Below are 26,281 nucleotides of genomic sequence, written 5' to 3' on the forward strand. Positions count from 1 at the left end.
TACATCCTTTTCAGCGAGTGGCAGACATCTTGTCGGCGGGTACGTTATTGGCACAGAGGCCGCGCAGCACCTCGAGTACGGCATCCATCTCCCCCTGATAGCCGATGGTGATGCGGATGCTGTTGTCGAGCCCCGGCTTGCTGGAAAAATCACGCAAGATGATACCGGCGGCCTTCATGGCAGCGAACACGCTGGCGCCATTCTCGAAGCGCACCAGCACGAAGTTGCCCTTGTCCTCGAACACTTCTTTCACGCAGGCAAGCCGGAGCAGCTCGGCCTTGATGAGAGCCTTCTGCTTGTTGAGCTCCTGCACCCGTTCTTGCATCAGCGCCAGCCCCATGGGGGAGAGAGCCTGGGCTGCAATCTGGGCGATGGGCTCGGGGATGGGGTAGGGGGCTATCACCTTGGCCAGCATGGCGATGACCTCGGGATCCCCCAGGGTAAAGCCGCAGCGGATGCCCGCGAGGGCAAAGGCCTTGGAGAGGGTGCGGGTCACCACCAGATTCGGGAAGCGGGCGAGCAGGTCTACCACTGAGCTTTCCGGGCAGAACTCGATGTAGGCCTCGTCCACCACTATGATGGCGCGCTCCCGGGCCTTCTCCAGCAGCTTGATGAGGCCCTTGCGGCCCACCAGATCCCCGGTCGGGTTGTTGGGGGAGCAGAGGAACACCAGCTTGACGTCGGAGAGGCGATCCTGGATGGCGGGCCAGTCCGGCTGGCGGCTAGGGGTCAATGGCTGTTCGACGATGCCGACCCCGCAGGTCTCGGCGCTGATGGCGTACATGCCGTAGGTCGGCGGGCAGATGAGGATCTGATCTTCTCCGGCCTCACAGAAGGTGCGGATCAGCAGCTCTATGGCCTCATCGGCGCCCCGGCTCACCAGCACCTGATCCGGATTCACCCCCGCATAGGTGGCGTAGCCTTTCACCACCTCGGCCGGTTGGCACTCGGGATAGCGGTTGAGGCGGCTGCCCTCGATGGTGAAGGGGTAGGCCAGCGGCGCCTCGTTGGCGTTGAGCCAGACGTGACCATTGCCGCCGATGCGGCGAGCAGATTGATAAGGGGTGAGGGCCCGCACCACGCGGCGAGCCAGATTGGCGATGCTCATGACAGATCCTTTTGTTGCAGCTTGGTGGCGAGGGCGTCCAGCCTGAGGGTAACGGCGTTTTTATGGGCATCGAGCCCCTCGGCCTCGGCGATGCGCTGGACGATGGGGCCAAGGCCCTGGATGCCCTCGGCGCTCAGCTCCTGCACCGTGTAGCGGCGCTGGTAATCGGCAAGCCCGAGGCTCGAGCAGGTGCGCGCGTAACCGTAGGTCGGCAAGGTGTGGTTGGTGCCGCTGGCGTAATCCCCCACCGATTCCGGCGTCCAGGCTCCCAAGAAGATGGAGCCGGCGTTTTCTAGCCTGTCCAGCAAGTCGCGCGGTGCCTCGGTCTGCACTATCAAGTGCTCGGGGGCATAGGCGTTGGAGATGGCGCAGGCCTCATCCAGGCTGTCGCACAGGATCACCAGGCTTGAACCGAGCGCCTTGGCGGCGATGTCCCGGCGGCTGAGCCGGGCCAGCTGCGCCTTTATCTCCCCGCTGATGGCATCGGCCAGGCGCGGCGAGGTGGTGACCAGCACCACCTGGCTGTCCGGGCCGTGTTCGGCCTGGGAGAGCAGGTCCGCCGCCACGAAGGCCGGGTTGGCACTCTCGTCGGCGATCACCAGCACCTCGGAGGGGCCGGCCGGCATGTCGATGGCCGCGCCGCGCCAATCGCGGGAGACCTGACCCTTGGCCTCGGTCACATAGGCATTGCCCGGACCGAAGATCTTGTCCACCTTGGGGATACTCTGGGTGCCATAGGCCATGGCGGCGATGGCCTGGGCGCCGCCGATGGCAAACACCTGGCGCACGCCGCAGGCACGGGCGGCAAACAGGATCTCGTCGCTGGCGGGGGACGGGGTGCAGAGCACCACTTCCCGGCAACCGGCGATGGCGGCCGGAATGGCCAGCATCATGACGGTAGAGGGGAGCGGGGCGCTGCCCCCCGGCACATAGAGGCCGACCCGGTTGATGGGCTGGATACGCAGCTCACAAACGACGCCGGGTTGGGTTTCCACCCGCACAATCGGCTGCACTTGGGCTGCGTGGAAGGTGCGAATGTTGTTGATGGCGGCATTGATGGCATCTTTGATGTCATCCCCGAGGCGCGCGCAGGCGGCGTCCGTCTCGGCTTCGCTCACCCGCAACTGCTCGCGGGGGGCACGCTCGAAGCGCAGGCCGAGCTCACGCAGGGCCTCATCTCCCCGGCCGCGTACGGCGGCAATGATGCCCTGCACCACGGCGCCGATGTCGGCCTCGTCATTCAATGCCGGCCGGGTCAGCACGTCGGCCTGTTGAGCGGGGGAGAGGGTCTTCCAGATCAGGGTCTGCATGATGTCCCGTCCTTATTCCATCATTTTTTCGATGGGCAGCACCAGAATGGAGCTGGCACCGAGGGCTTTCAGCTGCTCCATGGTCTCCCAGAACAGTGTCTCGCTGGATACCACGTGCAGGGCGACCTGATTGGTGTCACCGGCCAGTTGCATGATGGTGGGGCGCTCGGCGCCCGGCAGCAGGTCGGTGATGGCGGCGAGTTTGTCTTTCGGGGCGTGCAGCATGATGTACTTGCTTTCGCGGGCCTGTTGCATGCCCTGGATGCGGGGCAACAGCTTGTCGATGATGGCCTGCTTGGCGGCGTTCAATGGATTGGGTGCCTGCACCAGCACCGCCTTGGAGCGGTAGATCACCTCCACCTCTTTGAGGCCGTTGGCCTCCAGGGTCGCACCGGTGGAGACCAGATCGCAGATGGCATCGGCCAGACCTGCGCGCGGCGCCACTTCCACCGAGCCACCCAGCATCACGCTCTTGAAGCTCAACCCCTGCTCGTCGAAGAAACGCTTGAGCAGACCGGGGTAGGAGGTGGCGATGCGCTTGCCGGCGAGGCTTTGCGGCCCCTTGTAGGCCACATCGTCCGGCACCGCCAGCGACAGGCGGCAGCCCCCGAAATCCAGCTGCTTGAGGGTTTTCACTTCCGCGGGCAGCCCCTGGGAAGCGCGGATGAGCTGCGCCTCTTCCAGCACGTTCTCACCTATGATGCCAAGATCGACCACCCCTTCCATCACCAGCCCCGGGATGTCGTCATCACGGACCCGCAGGATGTCGATGGGCATGTTCTCCACGTGGGCGATGAGGCGCTGCTCGCGCAAGTTGATCTTGAGGCCGCAGCTCTTGAACAGAGCCTGGGAGTCCTGGCTCAGGCGACCGGACTTTTGCATGGCGATGCGTAGACGTTGTGTTTCCATTGCTCGATTTCCTTACTAGTCAAAAACGAAAAAAACCCTCGGAAGTGTGTGCTTCCGAGGGTTTATGAATCTTGCGGTCCTTTTGGAAGTCACCAGTTAAGTGTCTTCCAGCAGTCAACCTCCTGAAAGACTAGTCGGGATGATGATGGTGATGATGAGTCTTCAGCAGGGTGAACTTCATGTAATCAATCCTTTACAAATAAGATGTCGTAGTTGACGCCTGATTTAAACTACCTGCCTTGACAGAAAATGCAACCTGAAATTGTGATTTGCCCGATTAAAGTGGAGAAAACGGTTTTCTGGTCGATAACTAAACAAGATAGCCTGAGGAGTGATCACTATGCCCAGCCAGGACCTGTTATTCCCCATCTTGCCACGGGCGCCGGCGTCCCCGAGCCCCGATGACATCAAGCGGGAGGTGACCCAAATCAGCCAGAAGCATCAGCTGCGCAAGATTGGCACTGACAACGGCGGCGGCGCCCAGCAGTACCAGCAGGGGCATCACCCGGCCAAGCGTGATCAGCCAAGGGTGCAGGAAGATGATCACAAGCCGGATCCGGACCATCAGATCGATCTCTTCGTCTGAACGCATTATCAGTCCCGCTTTCGCCACGCTTTTGGCATAATGACCGCTTTTGCGCGGGACTCCCCTTTGACCATACAGACCCTGTTCCAGCCTGACGGCCCCCTGGCCAGCCACATCGATGGTTTTGTCGCCCGTGCGCCGCAACTGGCGATGGCCGAGGCGGTGGCGCGCGCCATCAAGAGCGGGGGGCGGCTGCTGGTGGAGGCGGGGACGGGCACCGGCAAGACCTATGCCTATCTGGTGCCGGCACTGGAATCCGGCAAGCGGGTGGTGATCAGCACCGGTTCCAAGAACCTGCAGGAGCAGCTTTTCTACCGGGACCTGCCCACCATCACGGCGGCGCTCTCCTACACCCCGCCGGTGGCCCTGCTCAAGGGACGCAGCAACTACCTGTGCATCGAGCGCATGAATCGTCTGCTCGGCGAATCCCATCTGCAAAAGCCCGAGGTGCTGACCGATCTGGTCAAGGTGAAGTCCTGGTCCACCGCCACCCTGACCGGCGATGTGGGAGACATTCCGGGGCTGCAGGAGAATGCCGAGATCCTGCCCCATATCACCAGCACCAACGAGAATTGCCTCGGCCGCGACTGCCCCTATTACGACGACTGTCACCTGGTGGTGGCCCGCCGCCGCGCCATGGATGCCCAGGTGGTGGTGATCAATCATCACCTCTTCTTCGCCGACATGGCGGTGAAAGACACGGGATTTGGCGAGCTGGTGCCCGAGGCGCAGGTCTATGTGTTCGACGAGGCGCACCAGCTGCCGGAGATCGCCACCAACTACTTCGGCAAGTCGGTAGGCAGCCGCACCATCTCGGATCTGGCGCAGGATATCCAGCTCGCCTATCGCGCCGAGGCCCACGACATGGGACAGCTCGGCAAGGCGGCGGACCGGCTTGCCATCGCGAGCCAGGACTTGCGCCTCGCTTTCGGGGTGGACGGCGGTCGTGGCAACACCCGCGACATGCTGCGTCTGCCGCTCTGGGCCCAGGCGCTGGCCCGGCTCAACGATGCGCTGGGCTTGTGCTACGAGGTGCTCAAACTCGCGCTCGGCCGCGGTGAGCAGCTGGATCACGCCTTCGAGCGGATCTGCGAGCTGCGCACCCGGCTCGGCGAGGTGCTCGCCATCAACCAGACCGGTTTCTCCTACTGGTACGACTGCTCGCGGCTGCACTTTACCCTCAGCCTCACCCCGCTGTCGGTGGCCGAGCGTTTCGGCGCCGAGGTGCTGCGCCCGGAGGTGGCCTGGGTATTCACTTCGGCGACCCTGACGGTGGACAATCGCTTCGATCACTTCAAAGCGGAGCTCGGGCTCGCTGGCAGCGCCGAGCTTATCCTCGACAGCCCGTTCGACTACGCCGAGCAGGCCCGCTTGTGCGTGCCGCGCTTCCTGCCTGAACCCAATGCCTTTGGCCGGGGTGAGCAGCTTGCGACCTTGATGATCCCGCTCATCAACAAGACGCCGGGAGGCTGCTTCTTCCTCTGCACCAGCCATCAGGTGATGCGCCAGGTGGCCGAGGTGCTGCGCCGGGAGATTGGCCGTACCGTTTTGCTGCAGGGGGAAGACAACAAGCAGCGGCTGCTCAAGACCTTCGTGGAGAACGGCCGCGCCGTGCTGGTGGCGACCAGCAGTTTCTGGGAGGGGATAGACGTACGGGGCGCCGCATTGTCCTGTGTTATCATCGACAAGCTGCCGTTTGCCAGTCCCGACGACCCTCTGCTCAAGGCGCGGGTCGACGACTGCAAGCTCAAGGGCGGGGATCCCTTCGCCGACATCCAGCTGCCCAAGGCGGTGATCGCCCTCAAGCAGGGCGTGGGGCGGCTTATCCGTGATCGCAGGGATCACGGCGTGCTGGTGATCTGTGATCCGCGCATGGTCAACAAACCCTATGGCGCCACCTTCATCAAGAGCCTGCCCGCCATCCCTCGCACCCGGGAGCTAGGGTCGTTGGGGAGTTTCTTTGACCGGGGCGAATGAGTCTGCCGGTTATTTCCCCGAATGCGGAAGCTGGCGACCCAGGGAAGCTTTGTCGAGCGGGGCGCTTGAGCCTGACTGGCCGCGTACCCGGCGCGCTCTGCATTCGACCTGTGATGCTGCCGGGTGGCTAGCGATTGACCGATTTGCCATGTTAAGAAAACGGGTGAGCAGATCCCGCTTGCACGTTATGTCATTGACTGATTTATAGAGATTGGAACCCATGACCGAGTTGAAGATCCTGGCCGTTGATACCGCCACCGAAGCCTGCTCCGCCGCCCTGCTGGTGGGCGACAAGCTGTTCTCCCGTTGGGAAGAGGCGCCGCGGGATCACACCCAAAAAATCCTGCCCATGGTTCAGGCTGTGTTAGACGAGGCCGGTCTATCGTTGACTGAGCTCGACGCCATCGCCTTCGGGCGTGGACCGGGCTCCTTTACCGGCGTGCGCATCGGGATCAGCGTGGCCCAGGGGCTCGCCTTTGGCGCCGGCGTGCCGCTCATCGGCATCTCCACCCTGGCTGCCATGGCCCAGGGGGCTCATCGTCTCGACGGCGCCGAGCGGGTGCTGACCGCCATAGATGCACGGATGAACGAAGTCTATTTCGGCCACTACGAGCTGTGTGATGGCCGCATGCAACTGGTGGGGGAGGAAGTGGTGAGCGATCCCGCCGCCCTGATTGAAGCGCGCGGCGAGCTGGCAGGCAGCCTGAGCTGCGTCGGGACCGGCTTTGAAACCTATGGCGAGACGCTGAACGCCCTGGCTGACGAACTGGCGGTGAGCCAGGTGCGCTTCCCGGCGGCGGTCGACATGCTGCCTTTGGCTCGGGCCGCCTGGCTGGCGGGGGAGGCGGTCGCTGTGGAGCAGGCCACACCGGTATATTTGCGCGACAAGGTGACCTGGAAAAAGCTGCCGGGTCGCGAGTGACATCCAACGGCGAGCCGCGACTCGACGCCAGCGAGTGAAGGTGGACGGCGCGGACAAGGAGAGGCAAATGATGAAACGCGTGATCATGCTGGGCCTGACGGGGCTGCTGCTCGGCGGCTGCAGCTCGTTGCCCAAGGAGCTGGCCTATGAGCCGGAAAGCCAGCTGGTGGCCTATCAACCTGCCCTGCAGGGGATGGAGGGCAAGCCCGCGCGCTGGAGCGGCGTTATCTCGGCGGTGCACAACGAGCAGGATCAGAGCATCATCGAGGTGGTTTATCTGCCGCTAAAAGCCAACGGCGTGCCGACCCAGACGGAACAGAGCCCGGGGCGTTTTCTGGCCGTCATGAAGGGTTTTGTGGATCCGACGCTCTATGCCAAGGGACGCAGCCTGACGGTGCTCGGCACCCTGGACAAGCCGGTGGACAGCCAGATAGGGGATCACAAGTATCGTTTCTCTGTGCTCAAGGTCACCGCCAGCAAGCTGTGGCCGCCGGTGAAGGAGGTGGAGATCCGCTACATGGACCCCTACTTCTACGACCCCTTCTATGATCCCTTCTGGCCAAGACGCCACTACTCCCGCTGGTGACGATGGAAGAGCGCTTCCTCACCCTGGCCGACGGACGACGCATCGCCCTGCTGGATAACGGCCGGCAGGGCAAGCCCCTGGTCATTGCCCTGCACGGCTGGCTCGACAACGGCGCCAGCTTCCTGCCCCTTGCCCCCCATCTCGATGAGTGCCACCTGGTCTGCGTCGATCTGCCGGGACACGGTCATTCGGATCACAAAGCCACCCCCTATGTCTTCGTCGACTGGCTCGACGATCTCCATCAGATTGCCCAGGCTGCGGGCTGGCAGCGCTTCACCTTGCTCGGCCACTCTCTCGGGGCCCTGATCGCCAGCGCCTATGCCGGTGTCTTCCCCGAGCAGATAGTGCGGCTCATCCTGCTGGAGGGGCTGGGGCCGCTCAGCCAACCCGATGAGGAGGTGCCTGCCCAGCTGCGGCGGGCCATTCTCAATCGCAGCCGCACTCGCGAGCGAGCGTCCAGTGGGTTTGCCTCCCTCGACGAGGCGGTGGCGGCCCGCTGCAAGGTGGCGGACATCTCCCCGGCGGCGGCGCGCCTTATCTGCGAGCGCCAGCTGGAGGCGCGGGATGGGCGGCTGCATTGGCGCAGCGATCCCCGTCTGCGGGATCTCTCGCCCATGCGCATGAGCGAAGGCCAGGCCCAGGCGCTGATCCGGGCCATCGCCTGCCCTGTGCTCTTCATCCGTGGCGAGCAGGGGTTCCAGAGTCTGCTGACGCAGTGGCAGTTGCGGGGGCCGGCCTTTGGCCAGATTGAAATGGTACAGGTGGCGGGAAATCATCACTTCCATATGGAAAATTCGGCCAAAACCGCCGTTTATATCGAAAACTTCTGTCAGATCCGGTAGGATCGCCGGCTTTGAATCATGTCAGGTTTGCTTTCTCCCTCACACTTCTCGTTGTTAATTTGCTGTTAATCGATGTTGCCTTATGTAAATATGGCGGCATTAGAGCTTGAGCTTAAAACAATTGATTGAAATAGATGTGGACAGGGACGGAGGCAACACAGTGAGCGCACAGGTGCTAGTTATGCAGGAGAAGTTCGTGGACAAAGTCTGGCTTAAGCGTTATCCGGAAGGAGTCCCCGCCGAGATCAATCCAGACCAATACGGCTCTCTGGTAGAGATGTTTGAGGAGTCGGTGACCCAGTTTGCCGATCAGCCCGCCTTCGTCAACATGGGGCAGACCATCACCTATCGCCGGCTGGAGGAGCAGTCTCGCGCCTTCGCCGCCTACCTGCAAAACGAGCTCAAGCTCGGCAAGGGGGACAGGGTGGCGGTGATGATGCCAAACCTGCTGCAATACCCCATCGCCGTGTTCGGCATACTGCGGGCCGGCATGACGGTGGTGAACGTCAACCCGCTCTATACCCCGCGCGAGCTGGAGCATCAGCTCAAGGACTCCGGCGCCAAGGCCATCGTCATCGTCTCCAACTTCGCCCATACCCTGGAAAAGGTGGTCTACGACACCCCGGTCAAACACGTGATCCTGACCCGGATGGGGGACAACCTGGGGCTGGCCAAGGGCACGATCGTCAACTTCGTGGTCAAATACGTCAAGAAGCTGGTGCCCAAATACAACCTGCCCCACGCCAGCACCATGCGCCAGGCGCTGGCCAAGGGTCGCTACCTGCAATACATCAAGCCCGAAATCAGCAACCAGGACATCGCCTTCCTGCAATACACCGGCGGCACCACGGGCCTCTCCAAGGGCGCCATGCTGACCCACCGCAACATGATTGCCAACGTCGAGCAGTGCCTCGGCGTCTATGGTCCTGTGCTGGAGCGGGGCAAGGAGTTTGTGGTCACCGCGCTGCCGCTCTACCACGTGTTCGCCCTGACCGTGAACTGCCTGCTGTTCATGCGCCTGGGCGGCTACAACCTGCTCATCAGCAACCCGCGTGACATCCCTGGCTTCGTCAAAGAGATCAAGAAGTACCCCTTCACCTGCATCACAGGGGTCAACACCCTGTTCAATGCCTTGGTCAACAACGGCGAATTCCAGAGCATGGACTTCTCCGGTTTGAAACTGACCATAGGCGGCGGCATGGCGGTGCAGCGGGCGGTGGCCGAGCAGTGGAAGGCGCTGACCGATACCCCGCTGCTGGAAGGCTATGGCCTGACCGAATGCTCGCCCCTGGTGAGCGTCTGCCCTTACGATCTGGTGGACTATAACGGCTCCATCGGCCTGCCGGTCTGCTCCACCGAGATCCGCCTGGTGGACGATGCCGGCCAGGTGATCACCGCGCTCGGCGCCCCTGGCGAGATGCAGGTGCGCGGACCCCAGGTGATGACCGGCTACTGGCAGCGCCCGGAGGCGACCGCCGAGGTGATGCAGGATGGCTGGCTCTGTACCGGCGACATCGCCGTGTGCGATGAGCAGGGCTTCTTCAAGATCGTCGATCGCAAGAAGGACATGATCCTGGTCTCCGGCTTCAACGTCTATCCCAACGAGATAGAAGACGTGGTGGCGCTGCACCCCAAGGTGCTGGAAGTGGCCGCCGTGGGGGTGCCCCACAAGGTGTCCGGCGAGCTGGTGAAGATCTTCGTGGTCAAGAAAGATGCAACCCTGCTGGAGGGCGAGATTATTGCGCACTGCCGCAAACATCTGACTGCCTATAAGGTACCGAAACTGGTAGAATTTCGTGACGAACTTCCCAAGACCAATGTGGGCAAGATCTTGCGCCGCGTACTGCGCGACGAGGAAATTGCCAAGCAATAGCGGGCAGACAGCTTGATGTCATGCAAAACCGTGGGTCAGCCCACGGTTTTTTCTTTCCGGGTCCCGACTTCCGACCAAGGTGCAGGTAACGATGCAATATCAACTCATTTCTCAGCAAGCCGAACTGGAACAGTATCTCGCTTCCCTGGCCGATGTTCCTCTGGCCATCGATACCGAATTCGTTCGCACCCGTACCTACTATCCCCAACTCGGTCTGTTCCAAATCTATGATGGCCATCAACTGGCGCTGCTGGATCCCCTGACCCTGGACTTGTCCGGACTCTGGCAGCGACTCGGCCGGGCTGGGCAGATCGCCATACTGCATGCCTCCGGCGAAGATCTGGAGCTCATCCAGCATCAGGCTGGCCACCTGCCCAATCTGATGCACGACACCCAGCTGGCGACGGCCTTCCTGGGTCACGGCGTCTCGGTGGGCTTCGGTGCCCTGGTCAAGGAGTTCCTCGGCGTGGAGCTGGAAAAGGATCAGGCCCGCACCGACTGGCTGGCCCGCCCGCTCACCGACCGTCAGCTGGAATACGCGGCGGCCGATGTGTTCTATCTGATGCCGCTCTACGACAAGGTGATGGCGGCACTGCGCGACAGCGGTAAAGAGGCCTGGTTCGAGCAGGAGTGCCAGAACCACTGTGCCCGCAAGACCCAGGGCAGCGATCCCCGTCAGGCCTACCTCGAGATCATCAACGCCTGGCAACTGGGGCGCCGTGAACTCGCCATCCTGCGCGAGCTGGCCGCCTGGCGCCAGCAGGAGGCGGTGCGCCGGGATCTGGCCCTCAACTTCGTGGTCAAGGAGCTGCACCTGTTCAAGGTGGCGGAGCGCAAGCCGACCTCCCTGCGCGACCTCAACGAGTTGGGACTGGCGCCCATCGAGATCAAGATCCACGGCAAGCGGATGCTGGATATCGTTGCGTCGGCCCAGCAGAGTGCGTCGGACAGCTGGCCCGAGCCCATTCGCCGACTGGTGGACTACCCCCAGTACAAGGCCGAGCTCAAGCGCATCAAGGCCATGGTGGAAGAGAAGGCCAAGGCCCACAACATCCCGCCCGAGCTGGTGGCGAGCAAGAAGATCATTCACCAGTACTTCACCTGGAGCTGGCGGATGAGCGACGAAGAGCGCGCCCGTGCCGACAAACCCATGCTGCTGCAAGGCTGGCGCCTTGAACTGGTGGGTCACCTGCTGGCCCAGTAGTCGCCCCTCTGCAAGACCTGGCCGCCACGGGTGCAACACTCTGCCCCGGGGGATTGTGTCGGGAGTGGATGAGAAAAATAAATAATTGAAAGGGAAGCCTGTGGCTTCCCTTTTCTATTGTCAGAAGAGTCAGTGGCAGGTGGGTCAACTGTAAAATGACAGAACATCCAGATAGAGATGCTGCTGCGGGCGTGGCAACGGACGCGGGGGGAGGGAAGTCGGGGGGAGGGGGAGGGGGAGGTCATGAGGGGCACAGACGGTGCCCCATCAGAGTTCGTGGGCGTGGAATCCCTTGCGATAGCGGGTATCACAGCGTGGGCAGCGTTGCAGGGTCGGATCCTGCTCGAGCTGGGCGATGGCCAGCGGCTCTTCGCAATCGGAGCAGAGGCCATAGAGGCCCAGATCCATCTGGCAGAGGGCGGCGTCGATCCGCTTGAGGCTGGCCACGCTCTGCTCCACCTTCGGCAGATCGAGGCAACTGGTCAGCTCCACCAGCTGGTCACGCTCACAATGACCCACCTTCTCAGCCCAGTCGTCTCGCCGACTGGCCTTGAGCCGATCGATCAGCTCTTCTCTTACTTGCGCCCAGTCGGTCAGCAGGCGCTCGCGCCATTCGGCCAACTGGGCTTGCGTCATTTCACACACAGGAGCCTCCATAGACGAATTATAAAACTCGGCCAGTATAGGGAAGCGAGTGAATTATCAAGATGACATGAGTCAAGTAAAGGGTGGTTAGCTCACAGTTTTCGCGGCGTGCAGCAGTGCTTCCCGGATAGGTCCCGTCTCCTTGTGCAGACGAATATCCTGAAATAACTCGGCTGCCTGGGGATATTCTCGCTTGAGGTAGCTGAACCACTGCTTGATCCGGCTGGGATAGTAGTCGGCCTTCTCGCTCGCCAAGTCCTGCTCCGTGTAGCTCACCATCAGTTGCAGCACCTCGGCCCAGCTCATGTGGGCACAGCCGGTCTTCATCACGTTGGCCAGGTTGGGCAGGGAGATGGCGCCACGGCCCACCATGAGGGCGTCGCAGCCGGATACCTGGGCGCAGGTCAGGGCATCCTTGTGATCCCAGATCTCGCCATTGGCGGTGACAGGAATGGGCAGGGCGCGGCGAATCGCGTCCACATATTCCCAGTGGGCCGGCGCCTTGTAGCCTTCCCGCTTGGTGCGGGCGTGCACCGCCAGCTCGCAGGCGCCGGCCTGATAGACCGCCTGGGCGTTGTCGAGATAGAGCGCCTTGTCGTCATACCCCAGCCGGATCTTGGCGCTGACCGGCAGATGGGCAGGCACCGCCTCACGCACCGCCTTGACGATGCGATAGACGGTCTCGGGCTCCTTGAGCAGCACGGCGCCGCCCTTGCTCTTGTTGACCGTGGGGGCGGGGCAGCCAAAGTTGAGATCGACCCCGGGGGAGCCGAGCTCGATGGCGCGCACCGCGTTCTCGGCCAGCCATTCGGGGTGCTGGCCCAGCAGTTGCACCCGCACCGGGGTGCCGGCACGGGTCTTGCCATCTTGCTTGAGTTCGGGGCAGAGGCGATAGAACACCTTGGCGGGCAGCAGCTGATCGACGACCCGGATGAACTCGCTGACACAGAGGTCGTAATCGTTGACGGAGGTGAGAACCTCCCGCATCAGGTGATCCAGCACCCCCTGCATGGGGGCCAAAATAACGCGCATAGCTGCTTCCGAAGACAAGGGGAGAAAAAAGAGCGCAGATTGTAGTGGCAATGGGCGGCGTTGTCAGCCGTCTGCCCACTCGATGGGCCTAATCGACTGCCGCCGCATGGGCCAGGCTGTCAGCTTCTGGGCCAACTCTGTTAGGCTAGGGCTGGGTGCATTCGAGAGGAGTACAGATGAAGCGTTGGTGTTTGATGGCCCTTGGCTGGTTGGCCTTCGCCACGGGTATTGTCGGGATAGTGTTGCCACTGCTGCCGACCACGCCCTTCATGCTGCTGGCGGCGGCGCTGTTTGCCCGCTCGTCCCCCCGTTTCCATCGCTGGCTGCTGGCGCACCCCTGGTTCGGGCCGCCCATCGCTGACTGGCAGCAGTATCGCGGCATTCGTCGCCATGCCCGGCGCCGGGCCATCGTCTTCATTCTGCTCTCCTTCTCGGTGTCGCTGCTGGTGGTGCCCATGCTCTGGGTGCGGTTGCTGCTCGTTGCCATAATGGTGATCCTGCTCACCTGGTTAATGCGTTTGCCGGTGCTGGAGCCAGTTGCAATGGAGAAGTGAAATCCCTAAGCTATTGCAGCAATAATGCTATGGAGTCGGCTCGTCATTTTTGCGTGACGGGCCTTTTTATTGCCCCCTGGCGGACATCACACTAGACGCCACTGCAGGGCTCAAAAAATAAGCGGTCAAACAATGAATCCGGATACCCTGAAGTTTATCGAAGCGAGCATCAAGACCATCCCCGACTATCCGAAGCCGGGCATCCTGTTTCGCGACATCACCAGCCTGATCGAGAATGCCGAGGCCTTCAAGGCCACCATAGATCTGCTGGCTGCGCATTATCGTGATCAAGGGATCACCAAGATCGTCGGTACCGAGGCCCGCGGCTTCATCTTTGGCGCCCCTGTTGCCTTCGCGATGGGCTTGGGCTTCGTGCCGGTCCGCAAACCGGGCAAGCTGCCCCGCGCCGTCATCGAGGAGTCCTACGCCCTTGAGTACGGTACCGACACCCTGCAACTGCACACCGACGCCATCGTCCCCGGTGACAAGGTGCTGGTCGTGGACGATCTGCTGGCCACCGGCGGCACCGTCGATGCCACCGTCAAGCTCATCCGTCGTGCCGGCGGTGAAGTGGCCGATGCGGCCTTCATCATCTCCCTGCCGTCGCTGGGCGGTGATGCCCGCCTGACCGCCGCTGGCGTCAAGGTGGTCTCACTGGTTGAACTCGCTGGCGAGTAAACCGCGGGCGTGAATGACAGGCAGGCCTCGTCAGCCTGCCTGTTTTGCTTGGTAGCCCATGCCTTGTTGGGCATCGGTTTGAAAATCCAGCGATCCCTCCCAAGACGGCCCTTCGCCCATACAGCCCTCCCTGCATTTGTGTTAGCATCCGGCTCAATGCCTCGTTTTCCAGCATCGAGATCTATGAGCTATCAGGTTCTGGCGCGTAAATGGCGCCCCCATACATTTGAACAAGTGGTTGGCCAGCAACATGTGCTGACCGCCTTGACCAATGCCCTGGATCAGGGGCGGCTGCATCACGCCTATCTGCTGAGTGGCACCCGCGGGGTGGGCAAGACCACCATAGCCCGCATCCTGGCCAAGAGCCTCAACTGCGAGCAGGGGATCAGCAGCCACCCGTGTGGCGTTTGCGACACCTGCCGCGAGATCGATCAGGGCAACTTCGTCGATCTGCTGGAGATCGACGCGGCGTCCCGCACCAAGGTGGAAGACACCCGCGAGATCTTGGACAACGTGCAGTACCGCCCGGCCCGTGGCCGCTTCAAGGTGTACCTCATCGATGAGGTGCACATGCTGTCGCGCCACAGCTTCAACGCGTTGCTCAAAACCCTGGAAGAGCCGCCCCCCTATGTGAAGTTCCTGCTGGCCACCACGGATCCCCAGAAGCTGCCCATCACCATCCTCTCCCGCTGCCTGCAGTTCCATCTGAAGAGTCTGGATCAGAGCCAGATCGCCAAGCAGCTCGAATGGGTGCTGGATCAGGAGGGTCAGCCGTTCGAGCCCCGCGCCCTGCTGGCCCTGGCCAAGGCGGCCGACGGCAGCATGCGAGATGCCCTGAGCCTGACCGATCAGGCGCTGGCCCACGGCAATGGCAGCGTGCGGCTCGAAGCCGTGCTGACCATGCTGGGCACGCTCGATCATCATCACCTGCACCAGTTGCTGGAGGCCATCCTGCGCCAGGACGCCCCGGCGACCATGGCCAAGATCACCGAAATCGCCACCCTGGGGCCGGATTTTGATCAGCTCCACGCCGAGTTGGAGGCCTTGCTCCATCGCGTCGCCATGGCGCAACTGCTGCCCGCCAGCGTGCAGGAGCAGGGGGCCGATGCGGACGCCCTGTTGCAGCTCGCCCAGGCCATGAGCCCGGAAGAGGTGCAGCTCTGTTACCAAATCGTGCTGGGGGGGCGCAAAGATCTGCCCTGGGCACCGGATGGCCGCACCGCCCTTGAGATGACCTGCCTGCGGATGCTGGCGTTCTCGCCGCGTCGCGAGGTGCTGCACCCTGCCAGCCTCACCGCTCTGCCACCGTCCATGTCGACACCGTCGGTGACTGGGACGAGGGCCGCACCGGCATTGCCGGGAAAGCCCCTCGGGGCTGAGCCTGCCCCCGCCTCGGCGATAACCCCTACTCCTGTACAGGTGCCTGCCAAGCCGGTAGAGCCGGTCATTGCCCCATCATCTGCGGCGCCGGATGCCGATGGTATGACAAAGGCCAGCGCCGGGTTGGCGATGGGCGAGGACGGAGAGGATGCCGGCGATGAGCCGGTCAATCCGCTGTTTGCCGAGCAGGAGGAGTTGCTGCGGGAGGCGCAGCAGATGGGATACGAGGCGCCGCCTGTTGAGCCGGGCAGCGCTTCTGATGCCCCCCCCGTGGCCCAGGCAGTGATTTCTCCTGTCGATGAGGCCATGACGGCCGCTCACGACGAGATAACGCAGGCTGAGGTAGTAGCCGAGGCGGTTGCTGCACCGACGCCGGCCTCGAACCTGCAGAGCCTGCTTGGCAAGCGCAACTTGCTGCGCAGCCGGCTGCGAAGCGATGCCGGGACGACGACAACGCCTCCTCGGGTCGCGCCAGTCAAACCGGCCATGACTCCCGAGCCGAGAGCTGTGGCCCCGCAGGCAGCGGCGTCGCAACTGAGTGCACCACAGGCGAGTGCGCCCTGGCAGCCAGCCGTGCCATCGGCGGGCCAGCAGGAGGTCGCGCTGGGTTATGAGGATCTGCCGCCGCTCGATGCCTATGACGACAGCGGCAGCGATTACGAGGAGTACCTGAGCCAGGGCTTGGGTGACGGGCTCGTCAGCGCCCCCCCTATAGCGGCGACTCAGGCGTCGCCAAACCAGCGCCAGAGTGCATCGCTCAAGGCTCGCCCCGATCCCGACGATCTGCCGCCCTGGGATCTGGACGGCGTGGCTGTCAAGGCCGCCCCTGCTAGCGCCCTCCTGCCCGCTGCAGCTGCAGCTGCAGTGCCCGTTGCCGCGCCGAGTGAAGCGCCGTTCGCGACGGCCCAGGTGATGGAGACCATCGACTGGGATGAGCTGGAAGCGGAGGCCGAGCCACAGGAGGGGGAAGAGGTCGCAAGGCTCATTCCCTCTTCCCTGCTCGCCAACTGCGGCGATCCCTGGGCCGAGCTGATTGCCCATACCGGGGTCGGTGGCAGGTTGCGGCAGCTTGCGATCAACTCCGTGATGACCCGGCAAGGGGATCTGGTGTCGCTCGTCCTCAAACCCGAACAGCGCCACCTGGTCAGTGACAAGGCGTGCGCCGATCTGGCCGGGATCATAGGCCCTGAACTCGGCCAGGTGGTGCGGGTGGAGGTGACCCTGGGCACGGATCCGACGCGGGAGACGCCGCTCGAGATAGAGCACCGCCTCTATCTGAGGGTGCGTGAGCAGGTGGCCCGGGATCTGGCCGAGGATCCCCATGTACAATTTCTACAGCAGCGGTTCGGCGCCGTGCTCCATCCCGAGAGCATAGAGCCCCTGAGCCATTGACCGAATATCGTTAAAATCCATGCGGGGGCTGGCTCCCCGCTTGAAAAACACCATGGCTGCCCCCATTTAGGGCAGAACAAGCCCACAGCCCGGCGCTGTATGCCGGATTTCAAGACGAGAGACGACCTATGTTTGGTAAAGGTGGAATGGGTAACCTGATGAAACAGGCCCAACAGATGCAAGAGCGTATGCAGAAGATGCAAGAGCAACTTGCCCAGATGGAAGTAGTCGGCGAAGCCGGTGCCGGCCTGGTCAAGGTCACCATGGCTGGCAGCCACAGCGTGCGCCGTATCGAGATCGACCCGAGTCTGATGGAAGATGACAAGGAGATGATCGAGGATCTGGTCGCCGCCGCCGTGAACGACGCCGTGCGCCGGGTCGAAGAGCAGAACAAGTCCAAGATGGGCGAGCTGACCGGCGGCATGCAACTGCCCCCAGGCATGAAGCTGCCATTCTAAGCGAGATAAACCTCGGCGCCCGGCGCCCGGCGGCCTGTTTGGCCTGTCGCCGGGGCGCGGGGCACCCTTGCTAAAAAGGCCAGAGCCATGCTCTGGCCTTTTTGCTGCGCGCCTCACGATGTCCTGTGGTGGCATGCCGACGACAGCGGCAAGGGGCGGGCTCCTGGCACAGCCGTTAGGGCTGCCGGACAAGGTCGCCGCACTATGGGCGGGGCGACTCTTCCGCCAGGGGGGCGAAGCCGTGCACCAAATGATCAATCAGGGCGCGCACGGAAGGCAGCAACCCGCGACGGGAGGGGAAGACCGCGTGGATCACCTCCCGGCGCGGCGCCCAGTCAGGCAGCAACCGCACCAGGCGGCCATCGGCCAGCGCCTCTTGCACCATCATGGCGGGCAGTTTGACCACCCCCACACCCTCTATCGCCGCCCGGCGCAGGGTCTGCATGTCGGTGGTGGCGAACCTGGGGCTGTGGTGCTGCTTCACGTGGGCACCATCCGCAGCCTGCAGGATCCAGTGATGTCCCTCGAGGGAGGGACCGTGTCCGAGGCTGGGCCATGACAGCAGATCGACCGGTGCCCGTGGCATGCCCTGTTGCGCGATCAAGCCGGGGCTTGCCACCAGATACTGGCTCGCATAGCCCAACACCCGCATGGCCAGATCGCTGTCTTCCAGCGGCAAGGGCCGTACCCTGATCGCCATGTCCAGCCCCTCGGCGACCACGTCCACCGCCCGATTTACCCCGACAAGCTGAATGCTGACGCTCGGATACTGCAGGGCAAAACTCACCAGCATGTTGCCGACGTGGGCATGCTGCAAGTCGATGGGGCAGGCGAGCCGCAGCACGCCACAAGGCTCGCTCTGGGTCGATTCAATCACGGCCTGAGCGGCCTCGGCCTCCACCAGCATGGCCCGGCAGCGAGCATAGTAGGCCTGTCCCAGCTCGGTGACCTGGAAGCTGCGGGTCGAGCGCTGGATCAGCCGTACCCCGAGCCGCTCCTCCAGCAGGGCGACGCGGCGGCTGAGCTTGGACTTGGGCATGCCAAGCGCCCTGCCGGCCTGGGCAAAGCCGCCGTGATCCACCACCTGGACGTAGTAATAGAGATCATTGAGGTCTTGGTGCATCGATGTATCGTTCACAAAATAGGACGCTGAGGTCAAATACTACGCCTACCGATGATGTCGTTCCATATGCACAATGTATCCAAGGCCACACAGGCTAATGACAACCTTGGAGATCATCATGAAAAAAGTCATCGGTATCTACAGTGCGCCACGCCAACACTGGGTGGGTGACGGCTTTCCGGTTCGTTCCCTGTTCTCGTACCACAGCCACGGCAAGGCACTGAGCCCCTTCCTGCTGCTGGACAAGGCCGGGCCGGCGGATTTTTCCCCCGGTGAGCAGCCTCGCGGCGTGGGTCAGCACCCGCACCGGGGGTTCGAGACGGTCACCATCGTCTACCAGGGGGAGGTGGCCCACCACGATTCCACCGGGCAGGGCGGGGTCATAGGCCCGGGGGATGTGCAGTGGATGACGGCTGCATCCGGTATCATGCACGAGGAGTTTCACTCCGAGGCGTTCACCCGCTCAGGGGGCACCCTCGACATGGTGCAACTCTGGGTCAACTTGCCGGCCAAAGACAAGATGTCGTCCCCGGGCTATCAGGCCATTCGCAGCGACAGCATCCCGGTGCATGAGCTGGCGGATGAGGTGGGGTTGGTGCGCATCATTGCGGGTGACTACGCGGGACAGACAGGGCCGGCCCGTACCTTCTCGCCGATGAATGTGTGGGATCTGCGGCTACATGGCGGGGCCAGTGTCCAGCTGCCTGCCGTCGATGGCTGGAACACGGCCATAGTGGTACTCAAAGGGAGGGTGCGGGTCAATGGCCAGGAGGAGGTGGGCGAGGCGCAGATGGTGTTGCTGGATCCCCGTGGCACTGGCATCGAGATCGAGACCCGTGAGGATGCCGTCCTGCTGCTGCTCAGTGGTGAGCCCATCGATGAACCCATCGTCGGCTATGGCCCCTTCGTCATGAACACGCAAGTGGAAATAACCCAGGCCATCGACGACTTCAATAACGGGCGTTTTGCACAGGTATCCCATTAACCCCAAGCCTGATGCCAGCACGGCATCAGGCTTCTTTCGTGTGGTTCGCCGCGGCTGATCCGCCCGGCATCACCGCCGTCAGGGGATCGGCTCTGGCGGCTGTGTATCGCAGACCTTCTCAACGATGCTTTGAGCCTGCATGGTGTATTCGCAGCGGCAAGGGATTTGACTGTCCGGCCTGCCGAGGCTCCCTGTGCGGTGATTTTCCCGCCCCTTCCCAGCATGCCTGCCAATGCCGATTCGGCGACACTGGCGCTAGCCGTCACAATAGAGTGTCTGTCCTATTGTTGTTGTGGTTATTTTTTAGGCAATTATTCTATCCCTTTCGTGTTATTTCCGAGGCGCTCGGATAATCCATTATGCCGAATTGGCGTTTATTTCCTGATGGTCGGATGCGAGAAAGCCAGCCCGTACAGGACGTCGGTGAATGACACCTGGTGGGTATCGATATGAGGGGAAAATAATAATGGCGCCCTTAACTGTCTCTTAAGAATGCCTCCCTAGGCTCAGTATTGACGAAGCGTTCGTCTTACCACTGGAAGGTATCTCATGTTAACAACACGCGCAGACGCATTGAGTAAAGTACCCGAGATCACCCTGGCATTCTGGGTGACGAAAATTCTGGCGACGACATTAGGGGAAACCGGTGGCGATGCCGTCACCATGTCGATGGATTTGGGTTATCTGGTCGGTACCGTTATTTTTTCAGCCACCTTTTTGATAGCCGCTTATTTTCAGGTTTCTGCCAAGAGCTACCATCCGACACTGTATTGGGCAACCATCATCGCGACGACGACCGTGGGCACCACTATGGCTGACTTTGCCGACAGATCGTTGGGTATGGGTTATGCCGGCGGTTCAACCTTGTTGCTCATCTTATTATCTGGCTCCTTTATGGTGTGGTATCGCGCCCAGGGAAAAATATCAACAAGCGCTATTTCTTCACCCAGAACGGAGATGTTTTACTGGGTCACCATCATGTTCTCGCAAACATTGGGGACAGCGCTGGGTGACTGGATGGCGGATGATGCCGGTTTTGGCTATGCGGGCAGCGCTGTCTTGTTCGGGGGCATGCTGCTGGCCATAGTCGCAGCCTATTTCTGGAGCCAGGTTTCCCGCACCTTGCTGTTCTGGGCTGCCTTTATCATCACGCGTCCCCTCGGTGCCGTGGTGGGGGATTTCCTGGACAAGCCTGTCAGTAAAGGGGGGCTGGAGCTGAGCCGCTACTCTGCCTCGGTGGCATTATTGGTGGCTATCGCCGCCCTGGTTTACCTGTCCACCCTCAATAGCAAACGTGCCGCCACCGTGGCACTGGACTCTGACGGTTAAATAATGGCAGGGCAAGCCGCTGATGGCTTGCCCTGAATATTAACACTGTGACCTTTAGGTGAACATTATCGAATTTCACTCTCCATTATTAGCCGAAATATATGGGGTCGATTTCAGATGCTTCACAGCCAGTTTATGAATAAACCACCACCGCATCATTATCGATCTGGTGTATGACTGTATTGGTGGGTAAGGACGGTAGACTGGTGAACCTATATTCACGTGGCGCCTTGTTTTTGGGTGTGTTTAATTCGACTGCAATGACAGGCATTAACATGATTTATCTGGTTGCTATTCATATTTTTTAATGAAAAGCGGCACGTATGTCTGATCTTCAAAATGGCTCTTGGCTGGGGTTCATTAAGCAGGAAAAAAGAACTTAATCGTTATTTATATTTCCTCATCGCCTACACATTTGTCGAACGACTACATGGCTATTGCTGCCATTTTCAAGTCGTCGGTAGAGTATTAAATGGAGTTTATATGAGAAAGGAACTTCTCGGTATCATACTATGCGGCATCAGCGGTGCCGCGAATGCCACCAGTGCGTTTGAAACCTACGGCGATATCGGCCAGTTTGCCATTCCCGCCGTTGCCGCCGGCATCTCCTGGTATCAAGACGATTATGACGGACTGGAACAATTTGGATATTCCCTGCTGGCGACCACGGCAACCGTCGAAATTTTGAAAAATACGGTCGATGCGACCCGTCCGAATGGGGGGAGCAAGAGCTTCCCATCCGGGCACACCGCCTGGGCATTCAGTGGCGCCAGCTACCTGCAGATGCGTTATGGCTGGGGCTATGGTCTGCCTGCCTATGTCGCTGCGGGCGCCGTCGGTTGGTCTCGGGTCGAGTCGGACAATCACTATTGGCGTGATGTGATCGCCAGTGCGGCCATTGCCACCGGTTTCAGTTACCTGTTTACCACCCCCAAGGGCCCACAACTGGCATTCTACCCCTTGCTGATGGAGGGGGATGCCAGGGAGATTGGTGTCAGTCTGACCTATTGACCACCTGGGGCAGCTCGCTTGCCGCGAGATCCGCCCGGTTGTGGCGAGGAAGCCCAGCGCCTGATGACGAAATGGTGTGGGGCCGGGAGCGGATCTTGGACGAGCTGGCGCGCAGGTTTATCGGAATGAGCCGCGTTGCCGTGAAAGCCACTGACTTCTGGCATGCTTCGGGCAATCGGCTGATCGCGCTGGGGGACCAGGCCGAGTGGTAGTGATGCCAGAGTTACGCCAGCTTTGCTCTGTCGGGCCCACCCATAAAAAGCGCCTGAAGGCTCTTTGCTGGTGGGGAAGATGGAAAGGGGAAGCCGGCGGTACGGCGTGCGAGGGAACGCATCTTGGACAAACCTGCTGTATAACGACAAAAGCAATATGAAACATTAGCTTGGATTTAAACATTTCCCCTGCCTTCATCCATATGTACTTTTCTCATTACTATTTACGGATTGCTCATAAAACCTTTGTTCATTTGACTACTTCTCGAGGTTCTCATTGCAGAGTAAGATGCCACTTCAATAAAAATAAGAATGTGGAGTTCGGGTGTGAAGGCATTAGAAAAAGATAGGATATCGCCCTATATCAGCCAGTTATACGAGTGCGGTATTAATGATTCTGACATTAAGTTGGTCGTAGACCAATTTCGTTCCGACCTGTCCGGCAGTTCGTCCCTGTTTTTATTGCGGGACGATGACAAGAGCGACGGAATAAGGCTCTTCTCCAGCGGCCTCAGCGAGGCCCAGCAGCAGTTCTATGTCCAGCACCATCGCCAGGATGTGTGGTTCAACCACTATCTGGACAAGGGCTGCCAAGGGATCGTCAACGCCAACGCCATCTCCAATTCGGCGGGTCTGCTGGCGAGTTTCGGCGCCCAGTTTGCCGCCGGTGGTGTCTGCCGGGTCAAGGGGCGTGGCCTGAGCAGCCTGTGCAGTTATCGCGGCGCGGCGCAGGATGATTTCAGCGCCAGAGACCTCGTGTCCCTGACCGAAATCTATTCCGGCCTGGCGGCCTGGAGCCAGCATTATTGGAATCTGCTGGCCCTGGAAACCCAGAACTATCAGCTGCAACAGCTGGTCAAAAACCATAATAAGCCCAGTGCCATCATCGATGACAAGGGGCATATTCATTATTCCAACGTGGCGTTCAACCGTATCTCAGATGAAAATGTGGAGCTGCGGGCCATCAATGGTATTTTCTCTCTGCAAAATAAGGAGCAACAACGCCAGCTCAAGGAAATATTGAATGGCTTTGCCTATTTGTTGCCGGGGGCGAGTGCCTATATGTCCATTCCCCGTCAGGCCAATTTAAGGCCGCTGCTGATCCAGTGCACCCTGATGAGCGGCCTCAACCGCTTCGAGCGTTATGTGGAGGTGGTGCTGCGCGATCCCGAGCACTCCTTCAATCCGGACATCGAAGCGCTGGCCAGCCTCTATCCCCTCACCATAGGCGAGAAGGAGCTGCTGGTGCTGATGAGCAAGGGCTACAGCAGCAACGATATCGCCGAGCTGCGAGGGGTTAAAGTGGAAACTGTTCGTTCCACCCTGAAGGGGGTGTTCAAGAAGACCGATTGCCACAGCCAGAACGAGCTGCTGCTGTTGCTGCAGTCCATTTCCTGATCCCTGGCGGGCTATGCTTGCAGTGAGCCGGACATCCTGTCCGGCTTTCGCCTCCCGCCCGGGAGGCCTGTTGGGGGGAAGGGTCATGGAGTCACTCAAGGCGAAGGATTATATGCAGACCAAACCCATCACGTTCGGCGCGGACATGATGGTGCAAACGGCGGTGGAGAAGTTTCTCAATAGCCACCAGCTCGGTGGCCCCGTAGTGGATGCACTGGGCCATCTGATTGGCTGGGTGTCCGAGCAGGACTGCATCGCCGTTATGTTGAAAGAGGCCTATCACTGCGAGCAGGTGGCCCAGATCAAGGATGTGATGCAAAAGGAGGTGCTGGCGGTGGGCCCCGATACCAGCATCCTGGATCTGGCGGAGATGATGATGGGCCAAAAACCCAAGATCTATCCGGTGGTGGAGGGGGGGCGTCTGCTCGGGGTGATCAGCCGCCACAATGTGATGCAGGCGATCCATGCCCAGCTGGGCACCTGCTTCGTGCACCAGGCGCGGGTCTGACCGCTGTTTTCGTCTCTGTCATCAGGAGCAGGCCGGGTGCCTGCTCTTTTCATTTGGCGTGATCCCCTTATCCGACAACGGGTTGCTTTAAGGCTTGCACCGCTCTCGCCCGCTCTTTAGGATCGGCTCCAGCTATCGAATGGCCCGCGCGGGCTTCATATTTAAGGAATCTGTACCTTGTCTCTCTCTCTCGAGGCGTTGCGCCGTCGCTTATCCGCCTGCATGAATCTCGACGCCCGTCGCCTTTCCAGTCGCCTGCACGGGGTCAAGAAATTGCCCGAGGGCAAACAGGCCGCCGTGCTGGAAACCATCGCCGCCGATCTGGATGTCGCGCAGGCGCGCTATCAGAGCCGCCTGGCCGGTGTGCCCAAGGTCACCTACCCGGCCAACCTGCCGGTCAGCCAGAAGCAGGCGGAGATCGCCAAGGCGATCAGTGAGCATCAGGTGGTGATCATCGCCGGCGAAACCGGCTCGGGCAAGACCACCCAGATCCCCAAGATTCAAGACAATAGAAAATCAAATAAAAATCAATTGGTTATAGATGTAATGTTTGCGGACTCATAACAGGATAAGCCTACAAATGACGGCTGCAACTTTATCACGTTGCGGTCAGCCAGTAACTACCTTTGCCAGACTTCCCCCTCCCTATTCCCGAGTGCTTCGGTAAATTCTGAAAAATTTCCGAGAGAGCATTTAAGGATAAGCGCCGACCCCAAGTCCCCCCGTACCCCAACCTTCTGCCCCCACCTGAAACTCTACCACCTGCCATCGTTCTGACCTGCCCGGCGCTGCTGGTCTGCTGCTGCCTATAAGGAGGCAAGGCGGAAGGGCAAAGAGGCTGCTAGGAGCCTATGAGGTAGCCGCTTGCCTTGTTATCTGCCCATTCTGATGAGACTCATTTGATTGGTGTCATAAATGGATTGTTAGGTGATACCGCCTATACAGCCTTTATTAAGGTATCATCTTTATAGTGTCAAAGCATTGATGAGCGGTATCGCCTGTCATTTGACCTTACATGATACCAATGGAGACAGCATGACCACACAAGGCCGCACCTTCGCTTACTGCCGGGTATCCACTGTTGAGCAGACTACTGAGAACCAGATACTGGCTATCCGTGCTGCTGGCTGGGACGTACCGAACAGTCGTGTGATTGAAGAGAAAGTGTCCGGTAGTCACCGGGCGATGGAGCGAGCTGGCTTCGTTAACCTGATTGAGAACAAGATGGAAGCAGGGGATAGGCTAGTTGTCTTGAAGCTGGATCGTCTGGGCCGGGACAACATCGACGTTCAACAGACAGTGGCCCTGCTGCTGGACAAGGGGATTAAGCTCACTTGCCTTGACCTGCCATTCCCCGACCTGTCCTCAAATGAGGGGAAGCTAATACTGCAACTGATGGCGGCATTCAGTGAGTTCGAGCGTGGGCGTATCAGGGAGCGGACACAGGAAGGGCTGGTAAGGGCGAAGGCTGAAGGTAAGAAGTTAGGCCGTCCGGTTGCAACCCAGACACGGCAGGCAGTACAGGGAGCCAAAGCTAGGGGGCTGTCTCAATCGAAAGTGTGTGCTGAGCTAGATCTGAGCATTGCCACTGTTAAGCGACATTGGAAGGAAGATTGAGAAGGTGGATCCCCAAGGCTCTCACCGAGGGGAACCAATGAATAATCACCTATCATCCCCGCTTTCTGTCGCCCTGTGTGCGCTGCCCTGTGTGGGTACATAGAACGTCAGGGCGGTGATTCTAGAGGCCTTCCTGTGGGCATTCCTTGCCACTGGTGTCTAGAGATAGGCTGAAAATCAAGCGCATCTGATTAAACCCTGACCATAGAATAAGAACATCTAAAACACCCATTATTGCCACCATCCACCCCTCCCTGTTTGATTGTCCACCAGCCGTCCTTCTGCTGGGGCTTGCTTTGCTGACTCTGACGAACGGGCTACGGCTGAGGCTCCACCGAATTAACCCTGACCATAGGAGACCACTCCCATGAGATAACTATCAACCCGAGGAACAACACCATGATTGAACTGACTGAATCCCAGGCTGCCTTTCTGACCCTGCTGGAAAGGCTGCCCGCTGAACACACTATCACCCAACCAACTGTTGCCCCTGCTAAGCCTAAGAGCAGGCGGGGTGTAGTGGTCAACTAAATCCGGACACTTGGTTAGGCCGATCCTCGGCTTTTGCTGGCGCGATCCCGTCATTGTGTTGATGGGGACGCCGCCAGTTGTAGTAATCCATCAGGTAGTAACTGATATCCC

At 60.5% G+C, this 26,281-nt stretch carries 24 protein-coding genes, 1 pseudogene and 1 other annotated feature; of the genes and pseudogenes, 19 read left to right on the forward strand and 6 right to left on the reverse strand.

What is annotated here, in order from left to right:
* Positions 1–10: 10 nt before the first annotated feature.
* Genes hisC through hisG form a run of 3 tightly spaced genes read right to left on the reverse strand, consistent with a single transcriptional unit; the run spans position 11 to position 3,327 of the window.
* Positions 11–1,108 carry a histidinol-phosphate transaminase gene (gene hisC, locus MM194_RS02295; protein WP_033131745.1) on the reverse strand — a complete coding sequence of 366 codons (1,098 nt, stop codon included), beginning with the start codon at positions 1,106–1,108 and terminating at the stop codon, positions 11–13.
* Positions 1,105–2,418, reverse strand: a complete 1,314-nt coding sequence (gene hisD / locus MM194_RS02300) for a histidinol dehydrogenase (protein ID WP_033131744.1) — start codon at positions 2,416–2,418, stop codon at positions 1,105–1,107. Before hisD ends, hisC begins: the two co-directional genes overlap by 4 nt.
* A gap of 12 nt (positions 2,419–2,430) precedes the next feature.
* On the reverse strand, positions 2,431–3,327 hold the full coding sequence (hisG, locus tag MM194_RS02305; protein ID WP_241342520.1) for an ATP phosphoribosyltransferase: 897 nt from the start codon (positions 3,325–3,327) through the stop codon (positions 2,431–2,433).
* A 30-nt stretch (positions 3,328–3,357) separates the two neighbouring features.
* Positions 3,358–3,482: a sequence feature (His leader region), on the reverse strand.
* A 185-nt stretch (positions 3,483–3,667) separates the two neighbouring features.
* Here hisG and MM194_RS02310 point away from each other — a divergent pair.
* The 7 genes from MM194_RS02310 (at position 3,668) to rnd (ending at position 11,317) form a co-directional block, all read left to right on the forward strand.
* Complete coding sequence (locus tag MM194_RS02310) at positions 3,668–3,913, forward strand: hypothetical protein (protein ID WP_033131742.1); 246 nt, start codon at positions 3,668–3,670, stop codon at positions 3,911–3,913.
* A gap of 66 nt (positions 3,914–3,979) precedes the next feature.
* Positions 3,980–5,890, forward strand: a complete 1,911-nt coding sequence (locus MM194_RS02315; RefSeq protein WP_241342521.1) for an ATP-dependent DNA helicase — start codon at positions 3,980–3,982, stop codon at positions 5,888–5,890.
* A 220-nt stretch (positions 5,891–6,110) separates the two neighbouring features.
* Complete coding sequence (tsaB, locus tag MM194_RS02320; protein WP_241342522.1) at positions 6,111–6,812, forward strand: tRNA (adenosine(37)-N6)-threonylcarbamoyltransferase complex dimerization subunit type 1 TsaB; 702 nt, start codon at positions 6,111–6,113, stop codon at positions 6,810–6,812.
* A 67-nt stretch (positions 6,813–6,879) separates the two neighbouring features.
* Entirely contained in the window at positions 6,880–7,398 is a 519-nt protein-coding gene (locus MM194_RS02325; RefSeq protein WP_241342523.1) for a Slp family lipoprotein, read from the forward strand.
* A gap of 2 nt (positions 7,399–7,400) precedes the next feature.
* Complete coding sequence (locus MM194_RS02330; protein ID WP_241342524.1) at positions 7,401–8,240, forward strand: alpha/beta hydrolase; 840 nt, start codon at positions 7,401–7,403, stop codon at positions 8,238–8,240.
* Between the two features lie 196 nt (positions 8,241–8,436).
* Complete coding sequence (gene fadD, locus MM194_RS02335; protein ID WP_152599344.1) at positions 8,437–10,113, forward strand: long-chain-fatty-acid--CoA ligase FadD; 1,677 nt, start codon at positions 8,437–8,439, stop codon at positions 10,111–10,113.
* Positions 10,114–10,204: 91 nt separating this feature from the next.
* Positions 10,205–11,317, forward strand: coding sequence for a ribonuclease D (rnd, locus tag MM194_RS02340; RefSeq protein ID WP_241342525.1), 1,113 nt, complete (start codon positions 10,205–10,207; stop codon positions 11,315–11,317).
* A gap of 267 nt (positions 11,318–11,584) precedes the next feature.
* Here rnd and MM194_RS02345 read toward each other — a convergent pair whose 3' ends face one another.
* Together MM194_RS02345 and dusC are read right to left on the reverse strand one after the other, a co-directional pair.
* Positions 11,585–11,953 (reverse strand): conjugal transfer protein TraR, encoded by a 369-nt coding sequence (locus MM194_RS02345; protein WP_241342542.1) that lies wholly within the window; start codon positions 11,951–11,953, stop codon positions 11,585–11,587.
* 96 nt (positions 11,954–12,049) lie between these two features.
* Positions 12,050–12,994, reverse strand: a complete 945-nt coding sequence (gene dusC / locus MM194_RS02350; protein ID WP_033130782.1) for a tRNA dihydrouridine(16) synthase DusC — start codon at positions 12,992–12,994, stop codon at positions 12,050–12,052.
* Between the two features lie 176 nt (positions 12,995–13,170).
* Here dusC and MM194_RS02355 point away from each other — a divergent pair, with 176 nt between their 5' ends.
* The 4 genes from MM194_RS02355 (at position 13,171) to MM194_RS02370 (ending at position 17,456) form a co-directional block, all read left to right on the forward strand.
* The gene (locus MM194_RS02355) at positions 13,171–13,548 is read left to right on the forward strand and encodes a YbaN family protein (protein WP_241342526.1); all 378 of its coding nucleotides are present in this window, start codon (positions 13,171–13,173) and stop codon (positions 13,546–13,548) included.
* A 132-nt stretch (positions 13,549–13,680) separates the two neighbouring features.
* On the forward strand, positions 13,681–14,226 hold the full coding sequence (apt, locus tag MM194_RS02360) for an adenine phosphoribosyltransferase (RefSeq protein WP_033130784.1): 546 nt from the start codon (positions 13,681–13,683) through the stop codon (positions 14,224–14,226).
* 183 nt (positions 14,227–14,409) lie between these two features.
* A complete protein-coding gene (dnaX, locus tag MM194_RS02365; RefSeq protein WP_241342527.1) occupies positions 14,410–16,998 on the forward strand; it encodes a DNA polymerase III subunit gamma/tau in 2,589 nt (862 codons plus the stop codon).
* Between the two features lie 128 nt (positions 16,999–17,126).
* Positions 17,127–17,456, forward strand: a complete 330-nt coding sequence (locus tag MM194_RS02370; RefSeq protein WP_033130786.1) for a YbaB/EbfC family nucleoid-associated protein — start codon at positions 17,127–17,129, stop codon at positions 17,454–17,456.
* 202 nt (positions 17,457–17,658) lie between these two features.
* Here MM194_RS02370 and MM194_RS02375 read toward each other — a convergent pair whose 3' ends face one another.
* A complete protein-coding gene (locus MM194_RS02375) occupies positions 17,659–18,579 on the reverse strand; it encodes a LysR family transcriptional regulator (protein ID WP_241342528.1) in 921 nt (306 codons plus the stop codon).
* A 118-nt stretch (positions 18,580–18,697) separates the two neighbouring features.
* Between MM194_RS02375 and MM194_RS02380 the strand changes: the two genes are divergently transcribed.
* From MM194_RS02380 to MM194_RS21910, 8 genes and pseudogenes are all read left to right on the forward strand, one after another.
* Positions 18,698–19,564: a pirin family protein gene (locus tag MM194_RS02380; RefSeq protein WP_241342529.1), complete on the forward strand. Its 867-nt coding sequence runs from the start codon at positions 18,698–18,700 to the stop codon at positions 19,562–19,564.
* A gap of 549 nt (positions 19,565–20,113) precedes the next feature.
* A complete protein-coding gene (locus MM194_RS02385; protein ID WP_241342530.1) occupies positions 20,114–20,893 on the forward strand; it encodes a hypothetical protein in 780 nt (259 codons plus the stop codon).
* A gap of 483 nt (positions 20,894–21,376) precedes the next feature.
* Positions 21,377–21,904, forward strand: a complete 528-nt coding sequence (locus tag MM194_RS02390; RefSeq protein WP_241342531.1) for a phosphatase PAP2 family protein — start codon at positions 21,377–21,379, stop codon at positions 21,902–21,904.
* Between the two features lie 539 nt (positions 21,905–22,443).
* On the forward strand, positions 22,444–23,514 hold the full coding sequence (locus MM194_RS02395) for a helix-turn-helix transcriptional regulator (RefSeq protein ID WP_347006450.1): 1,071 nt from the start codon (positions 22,444–22,446) through the stop codon (positions 23,512–23,514).
* Between the two features lie 85 nt (positions 23,515–23,599).
* The gene (locus MM194_RS02400) at positions 23,600–24,022 is read left to right on the forward strand and encodes a CBS domain-containing protein (protein ID WP_033130790.1); all 423 of its coding nucleotides are present in this window, start codon (positions 23,600–23,602) and stop codon (positions 24,020–24,022) included.
* Between the two features lie 177 nt (positions 24,023–24,199).
* Positions 24,200–24,523 (forward strand): annotated as a pseudogene (locus MM194_RS02405) (hypothetical protein); the annotation flags it as partial.
* Between the two features lie 534 nt (positions 24,524–25,057).
* Positions 25,058–25,639 carry a recombinase family protein gene (locus tag MM194_RS02410; protein ID WP_241342533.1) on the forward strand — a complete coding sequence of 194 codons (582 nt, stop codon included), beginning with the start codon at positions 25,058–25,060 and terminating at the stop codon, positions 25,637–25,639.
* 399 nt (positions 25,640–26,038) lie between these two features.
* The gene (locus MM194_RS21910) at positions 26,039–26,170 is read left to right on the forward strand and encodes a hypothetical protein (protein ID WP_277604999.1); all 132 of its coding nucleotides are present in this window, start codon (positions 26,039–26,041) and stop codon (positions 26,168–26,170) included.
* Positions 26,171–26,281: the final 111 nt, after the last annotated feature.

It is taken from the genome of Aeromonas sp. MR16 (assembly GCF_022549315.1).
GTDB lineage: Bacteria > Pseudomonadota > Gammaproteobacteria > Enterobacterales > Aeromonadaceae > Aeromonas > Aeromonas aquatica.